A 13,420-nucleotide genomic window follows, 5' to 3' on the forward strand; every position below is an offset into this window, starting at 1 on the left:
TAATCGCGCGCCGGCACGGACGCATAACGCGCGGGCAGGAACTGGGCTGGTTGCTAGGCATCGGCGCCCACCACCCGCACGAGGGGTTGGAAGGCTGCCACGGTGGCCCCGGCCCGCACTTCCACGTCGGTCACTTCGCCATCGCGCGGCGAATACACGTAACTTTCCATCTTCATGGATTCGAGGACCACGAGCAGATCGCCTTCGTGGACCTTATCCCCCGGTTCCACCACCACGCGCACCACAATCGCCTGGATGGGCGAGTTCACCATTCCGCTCGGATCGGTCAGGTCCTGGGCCGGCATCGCGGTGCGGGAGGCCGCCTGGGAGCGGCGCGGTTGCAGGGTGCGGCGGGCCACGTGCGAGCCGGTGGCGATGAGCGCGGCCGGGAGGGTCATGCGCATGCGCCGCCCATCCACTTCAATAACGAAGGTGTGGCGCGGTTCTTCGTCCTTAACGGGCGCCGGGGTGCTGGCGGCCTGGGTATTTTCGTAACGCGGGAGCACGGTATCTTCCAGCCAGCGGGTGGACGGAATATGCCCGGCGAATTCTTCCATGGCCAGCACATCGCGGTACATGGCGCAGGGGGTGGCCACCCCGGTGATCTGCAATTCTGCGAGGGCGCGGCGCGAGCGGGCAATGGCCTGCTCACGGTCCGGGGCGGTTACCACGAGCTTGGCGAGCATGGGATCAAAATCGGCGGTCACAATATCGCCTTCTTCAATCCCGGATTCGATGCGCACCCCGTGCCCGAGCGGCCAGCGGATTTTCTCGATGGTTCCGGTGGAGGGCACCATGCCGGTGGCCGGGTCCTCGCAGGTAATCCGGAATTCGAAGGAGTGGGCGCGCGGGGCGGGAACTTCGGAGAGCTCGCCGCCGGAGGCAATGAGGATCTGTTCGCGCACCAGGTCCATGCCCGTCACTTCTTCGGAAACGGTGTGTTCAACCTGGAGGCGCGGATTCACTTCCAGGAAATTGACCCGCCCATCGGGCTCCACCAGGAATTCGCAGGTCCCCAAACCAACGTAATCCACCGCTTCGAAAAGCCGGCGCGACCATTCGGTCACGATTGCTTCCGCGTTGCCGGGCAGCAGCGGGGCGGGGGCTTCTTCGATGAGTTTCTGGTTGCGGCGCTGGGCCGAACAATCACGGGTGGAAATCACCGCGAAATTCCCGTGGGAATCGCGCGCCGACTGCGTTTCAATATGGCGAGCGGTGCGAATAAAACGCTCCACAAAATAGGAATCCAGGTCCGCCCCGTGGGCCGCGAAGAAGCGGTCCAGGTCAGCGGCTTCATTATGGATGGTGATGCCACGCCCGCCCCCGCCGTCGGCCTTCTTCGTAACAATCGGAAAACCGAAGCGCGCCACGAACTCGTCCACGCCGGCACGCCCCTGCACCGGGTCAGAGACGCCGGGCACCGGGGCCACGCCCACCGATTCGGCCAGGCGGCGCGCCTGGATTTTATCGCCGAGGCGGTGGAGCACCGCGGGGGCCGGGCCGATCCACGTGAGCCCCGCCTCGATAACCGCGGTGGCGAATTCGGGAACTTCGGAAAGAAAACCGTAGCCGGGATGCACGGCGTCCGCGTGGGAACGCTTGGCAATCGCGATGATTTTCTCAATATTCATATAGGTATCGGCGTAGGCGGTGCCCTCGAGCGCGTAGGCGCTATCGGCATCCTCCACGAATTGGGCTTCGCGATCAGCGTCCGCATAGACCGCCACCGTTTTTATCCCCATATCGTGGGCGGTGCGAATCACGCGCTCGGCGATTTCGGAGCGATTGGCAACCAGAATTTTTTTCATCACTACTTTCCTTCCGAGGGCGCAACCTGACCCAGGAGCGAGACTTCTCCGGTGGAAATACGCACGTCACCGGCAGTGGTGGCGACCACGAGGGCGCCGTCGGCTAAAATCTGCACCCCGCGCCCGTGCACCGGAGTATCGCGCGGGCGGTTGACGGTAATGCCCTCGCGCAGGGTTGCGCAGGTGGCATTGAGCTCGGCTAGGAGCCCGGAGCGTTCGGCCGCGCTTGCGGAGCGTTCTGCCGCGCTGGCTTCTGCATCGGTCGCCTTTGCATCGCTCGCTTCCAGGTGCCGCGCGCGCGTTTCGGGTACGACGGCGCCGCTAGCTGCCGCATGACTTATTCCGCTCTCACAGGCACTCACCAGGGCGGCCAGCCGGGCCCCGAGTTCGCGCAGGTAGGCGGCGGCTACCTCATCGCGGCTGGGAACCGGGAAGCCGGCGGTGGCTAGCGAAGCCGAGGTGGGAGTGGGAAGTTCTGCGGCGCGCAGCCCCAGGTTGATTCCCACCCCGAGCACCACGCCAATATTCCCGGCCACGTCCGTACTTACCACTTCGCCCAGCAAGCCCGCCAGTTTCGCGGCGTGCGGGCGGGTAACAATATCATTGGGCCAAGAAATCGCCACGTCAGCCCCGAGCTTTTCGAGGGCGGCGCGCGCGGCCAGCGCCCCGGCGAAGGTCACCCAGCTCAGCTCCGCGCGCACCACTTCCGGCACCGCGATGAGTACCGAGAAAAGCAGGGAGCCATCTTTGGTGGCGAACCAGGAGCGGCCCATGCGCCCGCGCCCATCGCTTTGCTCATCGGCGATAAGGCCGCACACCAGCCCGGGTGCGGGAGCGCCCCCGGAGTTGAGCCAGAGTTCGGCCAGGTCATCCTGGGTGGATGTGGTCAGCTCGGTATGCAGGAGCGCAGCACCGGGGAGCCCTACCTCCCCCAGCGCGCTCGCGGTACGCGGAAAGAGCACGTTCCCTGAATGCACGTGACTCATCTCAGCCTTCTTCCCGGCGGGGCAGCCCGCCGCTAACCTACTAATGCGTAACCTTACGTAATCGTAACTTACGGATTCGTAACATACTCGCTTGTTTGAGGCGCGCCGCCGTTAGTCCTCTCACATCAGCGCCGCGCAAAGCCCGAAAATACGCCAAAGCGGCCGTTATCTACCCGCATATTCACATTTTTATACATGCACACGTATATTTACTGGCTATACTTGGGATTGTTCCGAGTAATTTCCACCCGAACACTGAAAAAACATTCACCGTAGGGGAAGAAAATGAAGAAAACAATCGCGCTGCTTGCTGCCGGCCTCCTCACGCTGGGCGCCTGCTCCAATGATGAGGCTGCTTTGACGGATTCCACCGCCGCGGCCGATCCGGGCGAGTCCGGTTTCGCTGTTGATGGCATCGCGGCAGATTCCGCCGTCGCTGCCCTAGTGCCCGCGGATGTTACCGCACGCGGGCAATTACGCAACGGCGCGTCTACCGACTACGCTCCCGCGGAATACCGCAAGGCAGACGGGCAGACCCCCACCGGTTACGATATTGATCTCACGCGCGCCATCGCGAAGAAAATGGGACTCAAAGACGGCACCACCACGCACGTGGAATTCGATTCGCTTCTCCCCCAGATCGGCACCAAATTCGATGTGGGCCTGTCCACCTTCACCGTCACCCCCGAGCGTGAAGAAGCTTTCAATATGATCACGTATTTCGAGGCGGGTTCCGAATACGGGGTGCCGGCCAAGTCCAGTGATTTCACTCCGGATGACCCTTGCGGTTTCACCATCGGCGTGCAAACGGGTTCCTCTCAGGAGGAAGCCCTCAAGGAAGCCACCGCCGCCTGCGAAGCGAAGGGTGCCAAGCCGATTAAGATTATGTCCCTCCCGGATGTGCCGCAGATCGTGACCCGGGTGGTTTCCGGCCAGTACGATGCTATTTTCGCTGATTCGCCGGTGCTCGGTTACGCGGTGGCCCGCTCAAATGGGCAGCTGAAGACCACGGGTGATATTTATGATTCGGCCCCGGTGGCTATCGCGGTGGCCAAGGATAATCCGGAGCTCGCTAAGGCGGTGCAGGCCGCGCTGCAATCCCTCATGGATTCGGGTGAGCTCAAGGAAATCTTCGCGCATTACGGCATTACCGAAGGCGTGCTGAGCACCGCCGAGATCAACCCCCAGGTGCAGTAATGGAGAAGATTCATCCGCAAGCCCGCGTGAAGATGAGCAATATTGTGTGGCTCATCGTCATGGCGGTGCTCGGGGCGATGGCGCTTAATGCGCTCATCACCAATGATGCTTTCCACTGGGATGTGGTGGGGCGTTATCTTTTCGATTGGCGGATCCTGCGCGGTATCGTCTACACCCTGGTGCTGACCGTGCTCGCCATGGTTATTGGCATTATTTTGGCGCTGACCATGGCGGTGCTGCGCGAATCGAGTAACGCGGTGCTGCGCGCAGCTGCCCGCTTCTATATTTGGTTCTTCCGCGGCACCCCGATCTACACCCAGCTCATGTTCTGGGGGTTGCTGCCGTCGCTCTATCAGAAGCTATCGCTGGGGATTCCTTTCGGGCCGGAGTTCTTCACGTTCCAGACCGACCGGGTCATCACCCCGTTTATCGCGGCGATTATCGGGCTGGGCCTGAACGAAGGCGCCTACCTGGCGGAGATTATTCGCTCCGGTTTGGGTGCGATTGACCCGGGGCAGCGGGAAGCCGCGGTGGCGTTGGGGATGCGTTCGGGCACGATTATGCGGCGTATTATTTTGCCGCAGGCCATGCGTATTATTATTCCGCCCACCGGGAACGAAACTATCTCGATGTTGAAAACAACGTCGCTGGTTCTCGCCGTCCCCTTCACCCTGGACCTCACTTTCGCGGCCCAGGATTTGGGTTCGAAAACCTACCTGCCGTTCCCCTTCCTCGTGGTTGCGGCAATCTGGTATCTGGTTATTACCTCGCTGCTCATGATGGTGCAGCATCGTATTGAACGCCATTTCGCGCGTGGTTTTGACGGACGTACGGCGACGACGGCCTTCCTGGACGTCACCCCCTAAGGAGAACAATGACTCACGCCATGGTGGACGTGTGCGACGTCTACAAATCTTTCGGTGATCACACCGTTCTCAAAGGTGTTAATCTCACGGTGGAGCGCGGTGAGGTGGTGGTGCTGCTCGGGCCCTCCGGTTCGGGTAAATCCACGCTGCTGCGCTGCCTGAACGAGTTGGAAACTATTACGGCCGGGCGGATCTACCTGGATGGGGAGCTGCTGGGGATGACCGAGCAGCCCGCCCCCACCGGGTGGCGCGGGGTGCTGGCCCGCCGGGCCGGTGCCGTTACTTCGCAAGGGACCTGGCTGCGCCAGCGCAGCGAGGCGGAAGTGGCCGCCCAGCGCGCCAAGGTCGGGATGGTGTTCCAGCGTTTCAATCTTTTCCCGCATATGAGCGCGATGGAAAATATTATGGAGGCGCCCGTCCAGGTGGCCCACCGCCCGGAAAAGGAGGCGCGGGCCGAGGCCCTGGAGCTGCTGGAGCGGGTGGGCTTGCGCGATCACGCTAATCATTTCCCGGCGCAGCTTTCCGGCGGGCAGCAGCAGCGCGTGGCTATTGCGCGCGCCCTGGCCATGCACCCCGAGCTCATGCTGTTCGATGAGCCTACTTCGGCGCTCGATCCGGAGCTCGTGGGTGAGGTGCTGTCCGTGATGCAGGATTTGGCGCGCGGGGGCATGACCATGGTGGTGGTCACCCACGAAATCGGTTTCGCCCGAGAGGTGGCCGATAAAGTAGTGTTCCTCGATGAGGGCATGATTATCGACGAGGGAACCCCGGCGCAGGTGATCGATAACCCGCGCTCGGAGCGCACCCGCGATTTCTTCACCAAGGTGCTCTAGAAAAACCGCCGCAGCCCCGCCTTTCGGTCTATTACCTCGCTACGGCAGCTACATAAACGGTGCCGGCCACTCCCGTTATTAGGGGTGGCCGGCGCTGTTTTCGTACTATTGCCGCACGGTGCTACTTCCGGTGCGCGGCACTACTTCCGGTGCGCGCGGTAGTACTCGATGAGCTGGCGGGTGGAAGCATCCTGGGCTTCCAGGGCCGCCGCGTCCCCGCTAATCGCCGGGGTGAGTTCCTTGGCCATCTGCTTGCCCAGTTCCACGCCCCACTGGTCGAAGGAGTCGATACCCCACACCGCGCCCTGGGTGAAGGTGATGTGCTCGTAGAGCGCAATGAGCTGGCCAAGCACCGAAGGGGTGAGGGCCGGCGCCATAATCGAAGCGGTCGGCTTGTTCCCGGGGAATTCCCGCGCGGTCACGATCTCCTCCGGGGTGCCTTCCGCCCGCACCTCGTCCAGAGTCTTCCCGAAGGCCAGGGCCTTCGTTTGCGCGAAGAAGTTGCCCAGGAAGAGCTCATGCTGATCGGCTTCCCCATCTACCAGCGCGAAAACAGGATTCGCGAAGGCGATGAAATCGGCGGGGATAAGCTGGGTGCCCTGGTGGATGAGCTGGTAGAAGGCATGCTGGCCGTTGGTGCCCGGTTCACCCCAGAACACTTCCCCGGTATGGGTGGTGACCGGGCTGCCGTCCCAGCGCACCCGCTTCCCGTTGGATTCCATGGTCAGCTGCTGAAGGTAGGCCGGGAAGCGGTGCAGGTACTGCGCGTAGGGCAGCACCGCGTGGGTGGCCGCCCCGAAGAAATTGACGTACCAAATATTGAGGAGCCCCATGAGGAGGGGCACGTTCTGCGCGGCCGGCGCGGTCGCGAAATGCTCGTCAATCGTACGGAACCCGGAGAGGAATTCTTCGAAATGTTCCGGGCCGATGGCAATGGCGAGGGAAAGGCCGACGGCGCTATCCACCGAATAGCGCCCTCCTACCCAATCCCAGAAACCGAAGGCATTGGCGGGCTCAATTCCGAATTCCGCCACCTTCTCCAGGTTGGTAGAGACGGCCACGAAGTGCTTGGCCACCGCGCCGGGATCTTGGATGCCGCGCGCGGCGAGCTGGGCGAGGAACCAGGAGCGGGCTTGGCGGGCATTGGTGAGAGTTTCCAGAGTGGTGAAAGTCTTGGATGCCACGATGAAGAGCACGGTTTCCGGGTCCACCCCGCGCAGGGTCTCCCCCACATCGGTGGGGTCAATATTGGAAATGAAGCGGCATTCCAGCCCGTCCTTGACGTACGGGAGGAGTGCTTCGTAGGCCATCACCGGGCCCAGATCCGAACCGCCAATACCGATATTAACCACGGTGGTGATGGCCTTTCCGGTCACCCCGCGCCAGCTGCCTTCCCGCACCTTGGTGGCGAAAGCGTACATCCGCTCAAGGACTTCGCGTACATCGGCCACAACGTTGTGCCCGTCTACTTCCACGGTGTCGTCGGCGGTGCGCCGCAGTGCGGTATGGAGCACCGCCCGATTTTCGGTCACGTTAATCCGCTCGCCACGCAGCATGGCATCGCGCCGCTCGGCAACCCCGGTTTCTTCAGCGAGTTCCAGCAGGGCATCGCGAACGTCATCATCCAAATAGGATTTGGACAGATCCACGAAAAGATCACCGGCAGTGAAACTCAGCCGCTCGGCACGCTGGGGATCCGCAGCGAAACGGGCCCGGAAATCAGCGGTGAATCCGTCATGAAGGTCATGCAGCCGCGCCCAGGCGCGCGTGGTTGTGGGGTCAATGGGGTGCGACATGGTTATCCTCATCCTCGAAGTAGTCTTTATCTCGTAGTGTAATCAACTTTGCGGCCCCGCGGCGCGCCCGCCTACCCGAGTAGCGGCACGGGCGCGGGCACGTGCACATCGCCCCGGCTCCCGTGTACCCCGCGGCGCGCCGCTACCACATCTCGCGGGCGCCCCGCCGGACTCTAGCACCACACATGAGCCCACCATCTTTGACACAATGATCTTCGGAGGAGGAACCATGTCAGATCACGCAGATCCCGTATCCCTTGCCATTCTTACCTCGGGTGGGGACGCCCCGGGCATGAACCCGGTAGTGCGCGCCGTGGTGCGTACCGCTTTACACGTGGGCGCCCGCCCCTTCGCAATTCGCGAGGGTTGGCGCGGAGCTATCGATAATCTTATTGAGCCCATGGCCTGGAGCGATGTGTCCTCCATTCTGGATAAGGGCGGCACGGTGATCGGCTCGGCCCGCTCTACCGAATTCCGCGAACGGGACGGGATGCGGAAAGTGGCCGCGAATCTGGTGCGCGCCGGAATTGACCGCCTCGTGGTTATCGGCGGTGATGGTTCCCTCACCGGGGCTGATACCTTGCGGGAGCGCTGGAGTGGGCTCCTCGAAGAACTGGTAGAAGCCGGGGAAATCGAAGCCGATCTTGCCGCGCGCCACCCTGAGCTTCATATTGCCGGGGTGGTGGGCTCCATCGATAACGATATGGTCGGCACCGATATGACGGTGGGAACCAATTCGGCCCTGTGCCGCATTATTGATGCTATTGACGCTCTCACTTCCACAGCCGCTTCCCACCAGCGGGTATTCGTGGTGGAAGTGATGGGGCGGCGCTGCGGCTATCTGGCCCTCATGGGTGCGATGGCCGGCGGTGCCGATGATGTCATCATTCCCGAGCTTCCCCCCGAGGACGGCTGGGAAGATGCCATGTGCGAAAAGATCCGTTCCGGGCGGGCGGCCGGGCGGCGCGATTCGATTATCGTCGTGGCCGAAGGCTGCATGGATCGGCACGGTGAAAAGATCACCGCCCAGCGCATCCAGGCAGCTATTAAAGAACGCACCGGGGAGTCTCCACGTATTACCGCGCTCGGTCACGTGCAGCGCGGCGGCACGCCGTCCGCTTATGACCGCTGGATGTCCACCCTGCTCGGCTACACCGCCGCCCTGGAGGTGATCCGGGCCGAACCGGGTGAAGAATCCTGCATTATCGGGATTCGTAATAATCGGCTCCAGCGCCTGCCGCTGGTGGAGACGGTCGCCAATACCAAGAAGGTCATCGATTACCTGGAAGAGGGCGATTACGAGGCGGCGGTGCGCTCGCGCGGCACCAGTTTCTCCCGCATCAAGTCCCTTTTCGAAACGCTTTCTTCTCCGCTGGGTGAGGACCGCTATTTCAAGGACGGGTGGCGCCCGCGGGTGGCCGTGCTCCACGCCGGCGGGCTCGCCCCGGGAATGAATGCGGCCGCGCGCAGCGCGGTACGGCTGGGGCTAGATCGCGGTTTTGAGATGCTCGGTGTGGAGGGCGGTTTCCCCGGCCTCATCCGCGGGGATATTCGCCCACTGAGCTGGGGCGATGTGGATGGCTGGGTTTCGCTGGGCGGCGCGGAACTGGGTACTGCCCGCTCGGTTCTCGGTATCGAGGATTACTTCGGGCTCGCGCGCTCCATCGAAGCCAATGGCCTGGACGCCATTATTATGATCGGCGGCCTGGCCGGCTATGAAACCGCGTGGAATATGGCGAAAGAGGCGGACCGCTACACCGCTTTCCGCCTCCCCCTCATCTGCGTGCCGGCCTCGATTGATAACAATCTGCCCGGCCACGACCTGTCTATCGGGGTGGATACCGCGCTCAATACCAATGTGGAGACCATCGATAAGATTCGCCGTTCCGCTTCCGCTTCCCGACGTTGCTTCGTGGTGGAAACGATGGGCCGCAAGTGCGGTTACCTCGCGCTTATGAGTGCGCTATCCACCGGGGCTGAGCAGGTCTACCTGCATGAGACCGGGGTGGATCTGGCGATGCTCACGAAGGAAAGCGAGCGCATGAACCGGGCCTTTGATGGCTCCCGTTCCCTCTACCTCGCTATTCGTAATGAGGATGCGTCCAAGTACTACACCGCGGACCTGCTGCGGCGGGTTTTCCAGCAGGAGGGCCACGGGGCTTTCTCGGTTCGTTCCACGATTATTGGCCACCAGCAGCAGGGCGGTATTCCCACCTCCTACGACCGTACGCTCGCGGTGTCGCTCGCGGCCCTAGCCATTGATGAGGTGACCGCGCAGCTGGAGAAGAAGGAGCGGGTGGGCGCGCGCTATATCGGCCAGCACAATGGCAAGCTGGAGTCACATCCGATTATGCGCATGGACGAAGAGATGGATATGAAGAACCGGGTGCCCTTGGATCCGTGGTGGATTTCCGCGCTCCCCGTGCTCTACACGGTGGCGGCCCGCGAAGATACCACCCCGCTGGAGCACCTGGCGATTTACGACGATAACCGCTAGTCGCGTTTACTTGTAGCGCGGTGCTTGCGCCCGCGCACGGTGGGGGCGACGACGCCGCTAGCTGGCAGCGCCCCACCTCTCGCTACTGCGTGCCTAATCCTCGGCCTCTGCGGCCCGGTCGCATTTTATTAGCGCGGGTGGTTCACTCTTCGAGAGCTTGGAGAGCGGTGGCGCGGTGATGCCGCACTACGGATCGCACCTGAATCTGTTCCCAATCCTCGATGCCTTGGTCGAGTGCTTCGCGTGCTTGTGGTGTGCACGCCACCCCGAGCTCGTCAATGACTAAAAGGAGGATTTCTTCCAGGCAGGGCCGGAACCAGCGCCGGCCCATCGTGAAATGAATATCGGCAACGTGGGGAGTGCGGGCCTCGTTCTTGATGCGCCGGCGTGAGCGGCGGGAATGAGTGCCACTCAGGACCAGGGCGTGTGTCCATTCATCGCGGTGGGAATGGATCTGGATATGCGCGCAAGGAATATTCGAACGTGGTGAGCGAATATAATCCCAGCGCACCAGCGGCTCGCTGCTTTTTGCTCCTCGGATGACCGAGAACGTTGATTCATTGACGCTGAGTAAACCGGTTTCTGGATTAAGGAAAACCTCGTAATCAAAACGGACAAAAAGGAAACGATCAACGCGAATATCGCCAAACAATCTTTTTCGCGGAAGATCTCCTTTTGTGATCGTCTGTTTTATCAGCGAAAAGCCGGGGGCGATCAGCTCCCCGATCCGCTGCAGATGTGCCGCAAAATCATCGGCACGCTCATCCAATAGTGTGTTCACCACGGCAATACTCCTCAAAGCGGTCCAGGCCTATCATCTCGAAATAAGCGTCGGACTCTTTTGGTCCGAGCTGGTAGTTATCGGCACGCCAGTCGAATTCTTCCCGGGTCATTCTGACTTCACGCAAGATTTCCTCCTTGCGTTCGAGGATTTCTTCCAGCGAGTTGTAAACACGATCCGGAATATCCAACTGGTCCTCATAAATATCCTCGTAAATGTCCATGTGTCTCACTCCTTCAATCGCCTCATGGCGGCGTAGTTGCTTGTGCTTATTCGTTATTCTTGCATGACGCCAAGGCACAGCAAAGAGCCAATTACAACACTGTGGACAAGGGGGACGTTTCGCGATTCTGTGGATAACTTCTAGCTGGCTGCGCTCCCGCCGGCCGCCCCCGCGCCGGCCGTGGCTGCGCGTACTGCTTCCAGGAATATCTCCCCCACTCGGCTCAGACGTGCTTGTTTATCCCAGGCAAGCACGCAGGTCAGGCCCACCAACCAATCCAGCGGGATAAACACCAGGCCCGCACCGGAAGACGCCACTCCCGACCCGGCACCAGTGTCCCCGCCCAGGCCCGCGCCCCCGCTCAGCGTCATATTCTCCAGCACGATAGCCTCACCAACCCCGGCCTCCACCATCACCCGGGCCCCGCGACTCGTCCCGTACCGGCCTACTACCGTCAGCTGGTTTTCCTTATCCAACCAATATCCCAGCTCCCGACTACGCTCCTTCGGCATAATCAAGGACCGCTGGGTAATATCCGCCCGCCGAACCGTCCCACGCCCCACCACGTCACTATCCGTACGCACCAACAAGCCCCACCGATCCTCACCGCGGAGCGCGAGGGTTTCCCAAGCTGTGCAATCCCAAGAATCATCCAAAACAGCGAAAGAAGCCGTACCCTCAGCAAGCATCCGGGTGGCCGCTTCACGCCCGCACAACGTGACTTGGAAACTAATACCCGGGTAGCGGGCCCGCACCTGACTCATCACCGGCGCCAGGCTATCCAGCGCGCTGCTTTCCCGGCCGGCGATCACGATAGTTCCCTGCGGGTTATCCTCCAGATTCTGCAGCTCCGCCACCGTACTATCCACGAGCCCGAGGATCTGGTGACTGCGCTCCACCAGGTAGCGCCCAGCTTCGGTGAGTTCTCGCCCGCGCCCGACCCTGCGGGTAAGTACTTGGCCGACTTCTTCTTCCAAGAGCTGGATACGTTTCACGACCGCCGCCGTGGTACACCCGCATTTGCGGGCCACCGCGTCCATGGTGCCCAGTCGCGAATAAAGAATGAGGGTTTCTAATAATTCCAGTCTCACACCGGTACCTCGTTGTATGTCGTGATGCTAAATGGTCTAAATCAGTGAGGGTTGTACGACGCCGCAGCACCCCGCCGCGTGCTCCAGGCTGCCACGTTGGCCAGCGCTACGGTGCAGCTAGCGGAGCATGTGTCGGGGCAACATATCCCGCCTGGAGTCCTCCTCACGCCGGGCGAGCGCCGAGCGTGCCACCAGGAACGCAAACAGCAAAGAGATAAGGATGGCGAGCACGAAGAGGGTCATCCACCACGACCATTGTAACCCGTCCACCGCCGGCACTTCCACCGGGTCAGGCAACACCCGCTCACCCGTCACCAGCAGCCGGTGCGAATTCACCCCATACGGAGTACACGTAAGAAGAGTGGCTAGGTCACGCCCGGGTGCGCGTACCAGCAGGCTTGGGTCGTGAGGGTCGACGACGTCTACTCTGACCACGCGATACCCAAACACTTGACCCTGGATTTCGAAGAAAAACTCATCCCCGATACCCAGATCGGTGAGCCGGTCAAACATGGTAGAGGTCGGCAGTCCAGTATGAGCCGTCACCACACTATGCCGGTTTATACCGCCGACTGGTATATCGGTCCCGAACATATGCCCGGCACCCCGCTGCAGAGTCTCAGGTGAGGTGCCGTGGTAGATCGGGAGTTTCACCCCGATCTTCGGGATTTTCACGATCCCCATAATCCCATCCGGCTGATCAAGCACCCGAGCGTATTCCTGGTAGGCCGGCAGGTCGGTGGCTATATCGTCAAGATAAGGGTCAAGGACCGCCATCCCCTGGTGGCTCGCGTTATAGGCGTGAGCCCGCTCAATATACGAGTTCCGTAGTTCCTGGGATTGGGTATTCACTTGGCCCTCATAGGCACGGGAGACTACTTTGGATTGCCAGTTATTCCACACCGTCGAAGTCACCGGATAAGCCAGGCACAGGATCCCGATGAGGATCATGGCCAGCGGGGAGAGCCGGCGTTTATCCTCTTTCGGGTCGGTGTAGAACAGCAGGCTCGCCAGCCCGCTTTCTTCCCCCACACGCGCCGCACGCCGCCCACGAACCACACCAGCGGCAGGGCCGCGCTGTGCCTTGGGTTCCACATGATGTACTGGCGCAGCAGCCGGTTCGGGCTCCACATGAAGCGCCACCTTAGGTGCTTCCCCGGATCCTGCCCTGCGTACCGTCTTGGATTCCGTTTCGAGGGCTGGCTTTGATTCCGCGGGGTTGGGTGTCGGGGCGTTGAGGGCACGCCGCCCACGCACCGCGCCCGTTTCGCCGTTCATGTCCCTACCCCCTTCCCTGGCGTGGCTTTTTACTAGCGCTAGCCGTGCAATTCGTATTGCGCTA

Annotated in this window: 11 protein-coding genes; 4 read left to right on the forward strand and 7 right to left on the reverse strand. The window is 61.6% G+C overall.

All coding sequences use genetic code 11. From position 1 onward, the window contains the following. Positions 1-53: 53 nt before the first annotated feature. Positions 54-1,808 carry an acetyl/propionyl/methylcrotonyl-CoA carboxylase subunit alpha gene (locus tag ACRQHG_RS04040; RefSeq protein WP_435713251.1) on the reverse strand — a complete coding sequence of 585 codons (1,755 nt, stop codon included), beginning with the start codon at positions 1,806-1,808 and terminating at the stop codon, positions 54-56. A gap of 2 nt (positions 1,809-1,810) precedes the next feature. Beyond that, positions 1,811-2,794 carry a biotin--[acetyl-CoA-carboxylase] ligase gene (locus tag ACRQHG_RS04045; RefSeq protein WP_435719599.1) on the reverse strand — a complete coding sequence of 328 codons (984 nt, stop codon included), beginning with the start codon at positions 2,792-2,794 and terminating at the stop codon, positions 1,811-1,813. A 285-nt stretch (positions 2,795-3,079) separates the two neighbouring features. Between ACRQHG_RS04045 and ACRQHG_RS04050 the strand changes: the two genes are divergently transcribed. Genes ACRQHG_RS04050 through ACRQHG_RS04060 form a run of 3 tightly spaced genes read left to right on the forward strand, consistent with a single transcriptional unit; the run spans position 3,080 to position 5,690 of the window. After that, complete coding sequence (locus ACRQHG_RS04050) at positions 3,080-3,991, forward strand: ABC transporter substrate-binding protein (RefSeq protein ID WP_435710890.1); 912 nt, start codon at positions 3,080-3,082, stop codon at positions 3,989-3,991. Beyond that, the gene (locus ACRQHG_RS04055; RefSeq protein ID WP_435710891.1) at positions 3,991-4,857 is read left to right on the forward strand and encodes an amino acid ABC transporter permease; all 867 of its coding nucleotides are present in this window, start codon (positions 3,991-3,993) and stop codon (positions 4,855-4,857) included. The genes ACRQHG_RS04050 and ACRQHG_RS04055 overlap by 1 nt, the downstream gene beginning before the upstream one ends. Positions 4,858-4,865: 8 nt before the next feature. Continuing rightward, entirely contained in the window at positions 4,866-5,690 is an 825-nt protein-coding gene (locus tag ACRQHG_RS04060; protein ID WP_435710893.1) for an amino acid ABC transporter ATP-binding protein, read from the forward strand. Positions 5,691-5,830: 140 nt separating this feature from the next. On the opposite strand, the gene pgi is transcribed toward ACRQHG_RS04060, so the two are convergent. Further along, positions 5,831-7,486 (reverse strand): glucose-6-phosphate isomerase, encoded by a 1,656-nt coding sequence (gene pgi, locus ACRQHG_RS04065; RefSeq protein ID WP_435710895.1) that lies wholly within the window; start codon positions 7,484-7,486, stop codon positions 5,831-5,833. Between the two features lie 229 nt (positions 7,487-7,715). Between pgi and ACRQHG_RS04070 the strand changes: the two genes are divergently transcribed. After that, complete coding sequence (locus tag ACRQHG_RS04070; protein WP_435710897.1) at positions 7,716-9,983, forward strand: 6-phosphofructokinase; 2,268 nt, start codon at positions 7,716-7,718, stop codon at positions 9,981-9,983. 142 nt (positions 9,984-10,125) lie between these two features. Here the strand turns inward: ACRQHG_RS04070 and ACRQHG_RS04075 are convergent, their stop codons facing one another. The 4 genes from ACRQHG_RS04075 to ACRQHG_RS04090 all read right to left on the reverse strand — a co-directional run bounded on the left by ACRQHG_RS04075 (position 10,126) and on the right by ACRQHG_RS04090 (position 13,356). Next, positions 10,126-10,767: a hypothetical protein gene (locus ACRQHG_RS04075; RefSeq protein WP_435710899.1), complete on the reverse strand. Its 642-nt coding sequence runs from the start codon at positions 10,765-10,767 to the stop codon at positions 10,126-10,128. Then, entirely contained in the window at positions 10,745-10,987 is a 243-nt protein-coding gene (locus ACRQHG_RS04080; protein WP_435710900.1) for a hypothetical protein, read from the reverse strand. Before ACRQHG_RS04080 ends, ACRQHG_RS04075 begins: the two co-directional genes overlap by 23 nt. 140 nt (positions 10,988-11,127) lie before the next feature. After that, the gene (locus ACRQHG_RS04085; RefSeq protein WP_435710901.1) at positions 11,128-12,078 is read right to left on the reverse strand and encodes a LysR family transcriptional regulator; all 951 of its coding nucleotides are present in this window, start codon (positions 12,076-12,078) and stop codon (positions 11,128-11,130) included. A 117-nt stretch (positions 12,079-12,195) separates the two neighbouring features. After that, the gene (locus ACRQHG_RS04090) at positions 12,196-13,356 is read right to left on the reverse strand and encodes a class C sortase (RefSeq protein WP_435719600.1); all 1,161 of its coding nucleotides are present in this window, start codon (positions 13,354-13,356) and stop codon (positions 12,196-12,198) included. Positions 13,357-13,420 lie beyond the last annotated feature (64 nt).

This window comes from Actinotignum vesiculae (assembly GCF_051267215.1).
GTDB classification, from domain to species: Bacteria; Actinomycetota; Actinomycetes; order Actinomycetales; family Actinomycetaceae; genus Actinotignum; species Actinotignum schaalii.

Excerpts from the sequence above, each read along its gene's own strand:
- ACRQHG_RS04060 (WP_435710893.1), top strand. The coding sequence starts at position 4,866 with ATGACTCACGCCATGGTGGACGTGTGCGACGTCTACAAATCTTTCGGT.
- pgi (WP_435710895.1), bottom strand. The coding sequence starts at position 7,486 with ATGTCGCACCCCATTGACCCCACAACCACGCGCGCCTGGGCGCGGCTG.
- ACRQHG_RS04050 (WP_435710890.1), top strand. The coding sequence starts at position 3,080 with ATGAAGAAAACAATCGCGCTGCTTGCTGCCGGCCTCCTCACGCTGGGC.
- ACRQHG_RS04070 (WP_435710897.1), top strand. The coding sequence starts at position 7,716 with ATGTCAGATCACGCAGATCCCGTATCCCTTGCCATTCTTACCTCGGGT.
- ACRQHG_RS04090 (WP_435719600.1), bottom strand. The coding sequence starts at position 13,356 with ATGAACGGCGAAACGGGCGCGGTGCGTGGGCGGCGTGCCCTCAACGCC.
- ACRQHG_RS04080 (WP_435710900.1), bottom strand. The coding sequence starts at position 10,987 with ATGGACATTTACGAGGATATTTATGAGGACCAGTTGGATATTCCGGAT.
- ACRQHG_RS04055 (WP_435710891.1), top strand. The coding sequence starts at position 3,991 with ATGGAGAAGATTCATCCGCAAGCCCGCGTGAAGATGAGCAATATTGTG.
- ACRQHG_RS04040 (WP_435713251.1), bottom strand. The coding sequence starts at position 1,808 with ATGAAAAAAATTCTGGTTGCCAATCGCTCCGAAATCGCCGAGCGCGTG.
- ACRQHG_RS04045 (WP_435719599.1), bottom strand. The coding sequence starts at position 2,794 with ATGAGTCACGTGCATTCAGGGAACGTGCTCTTTCCGCGTACCGCGAGC.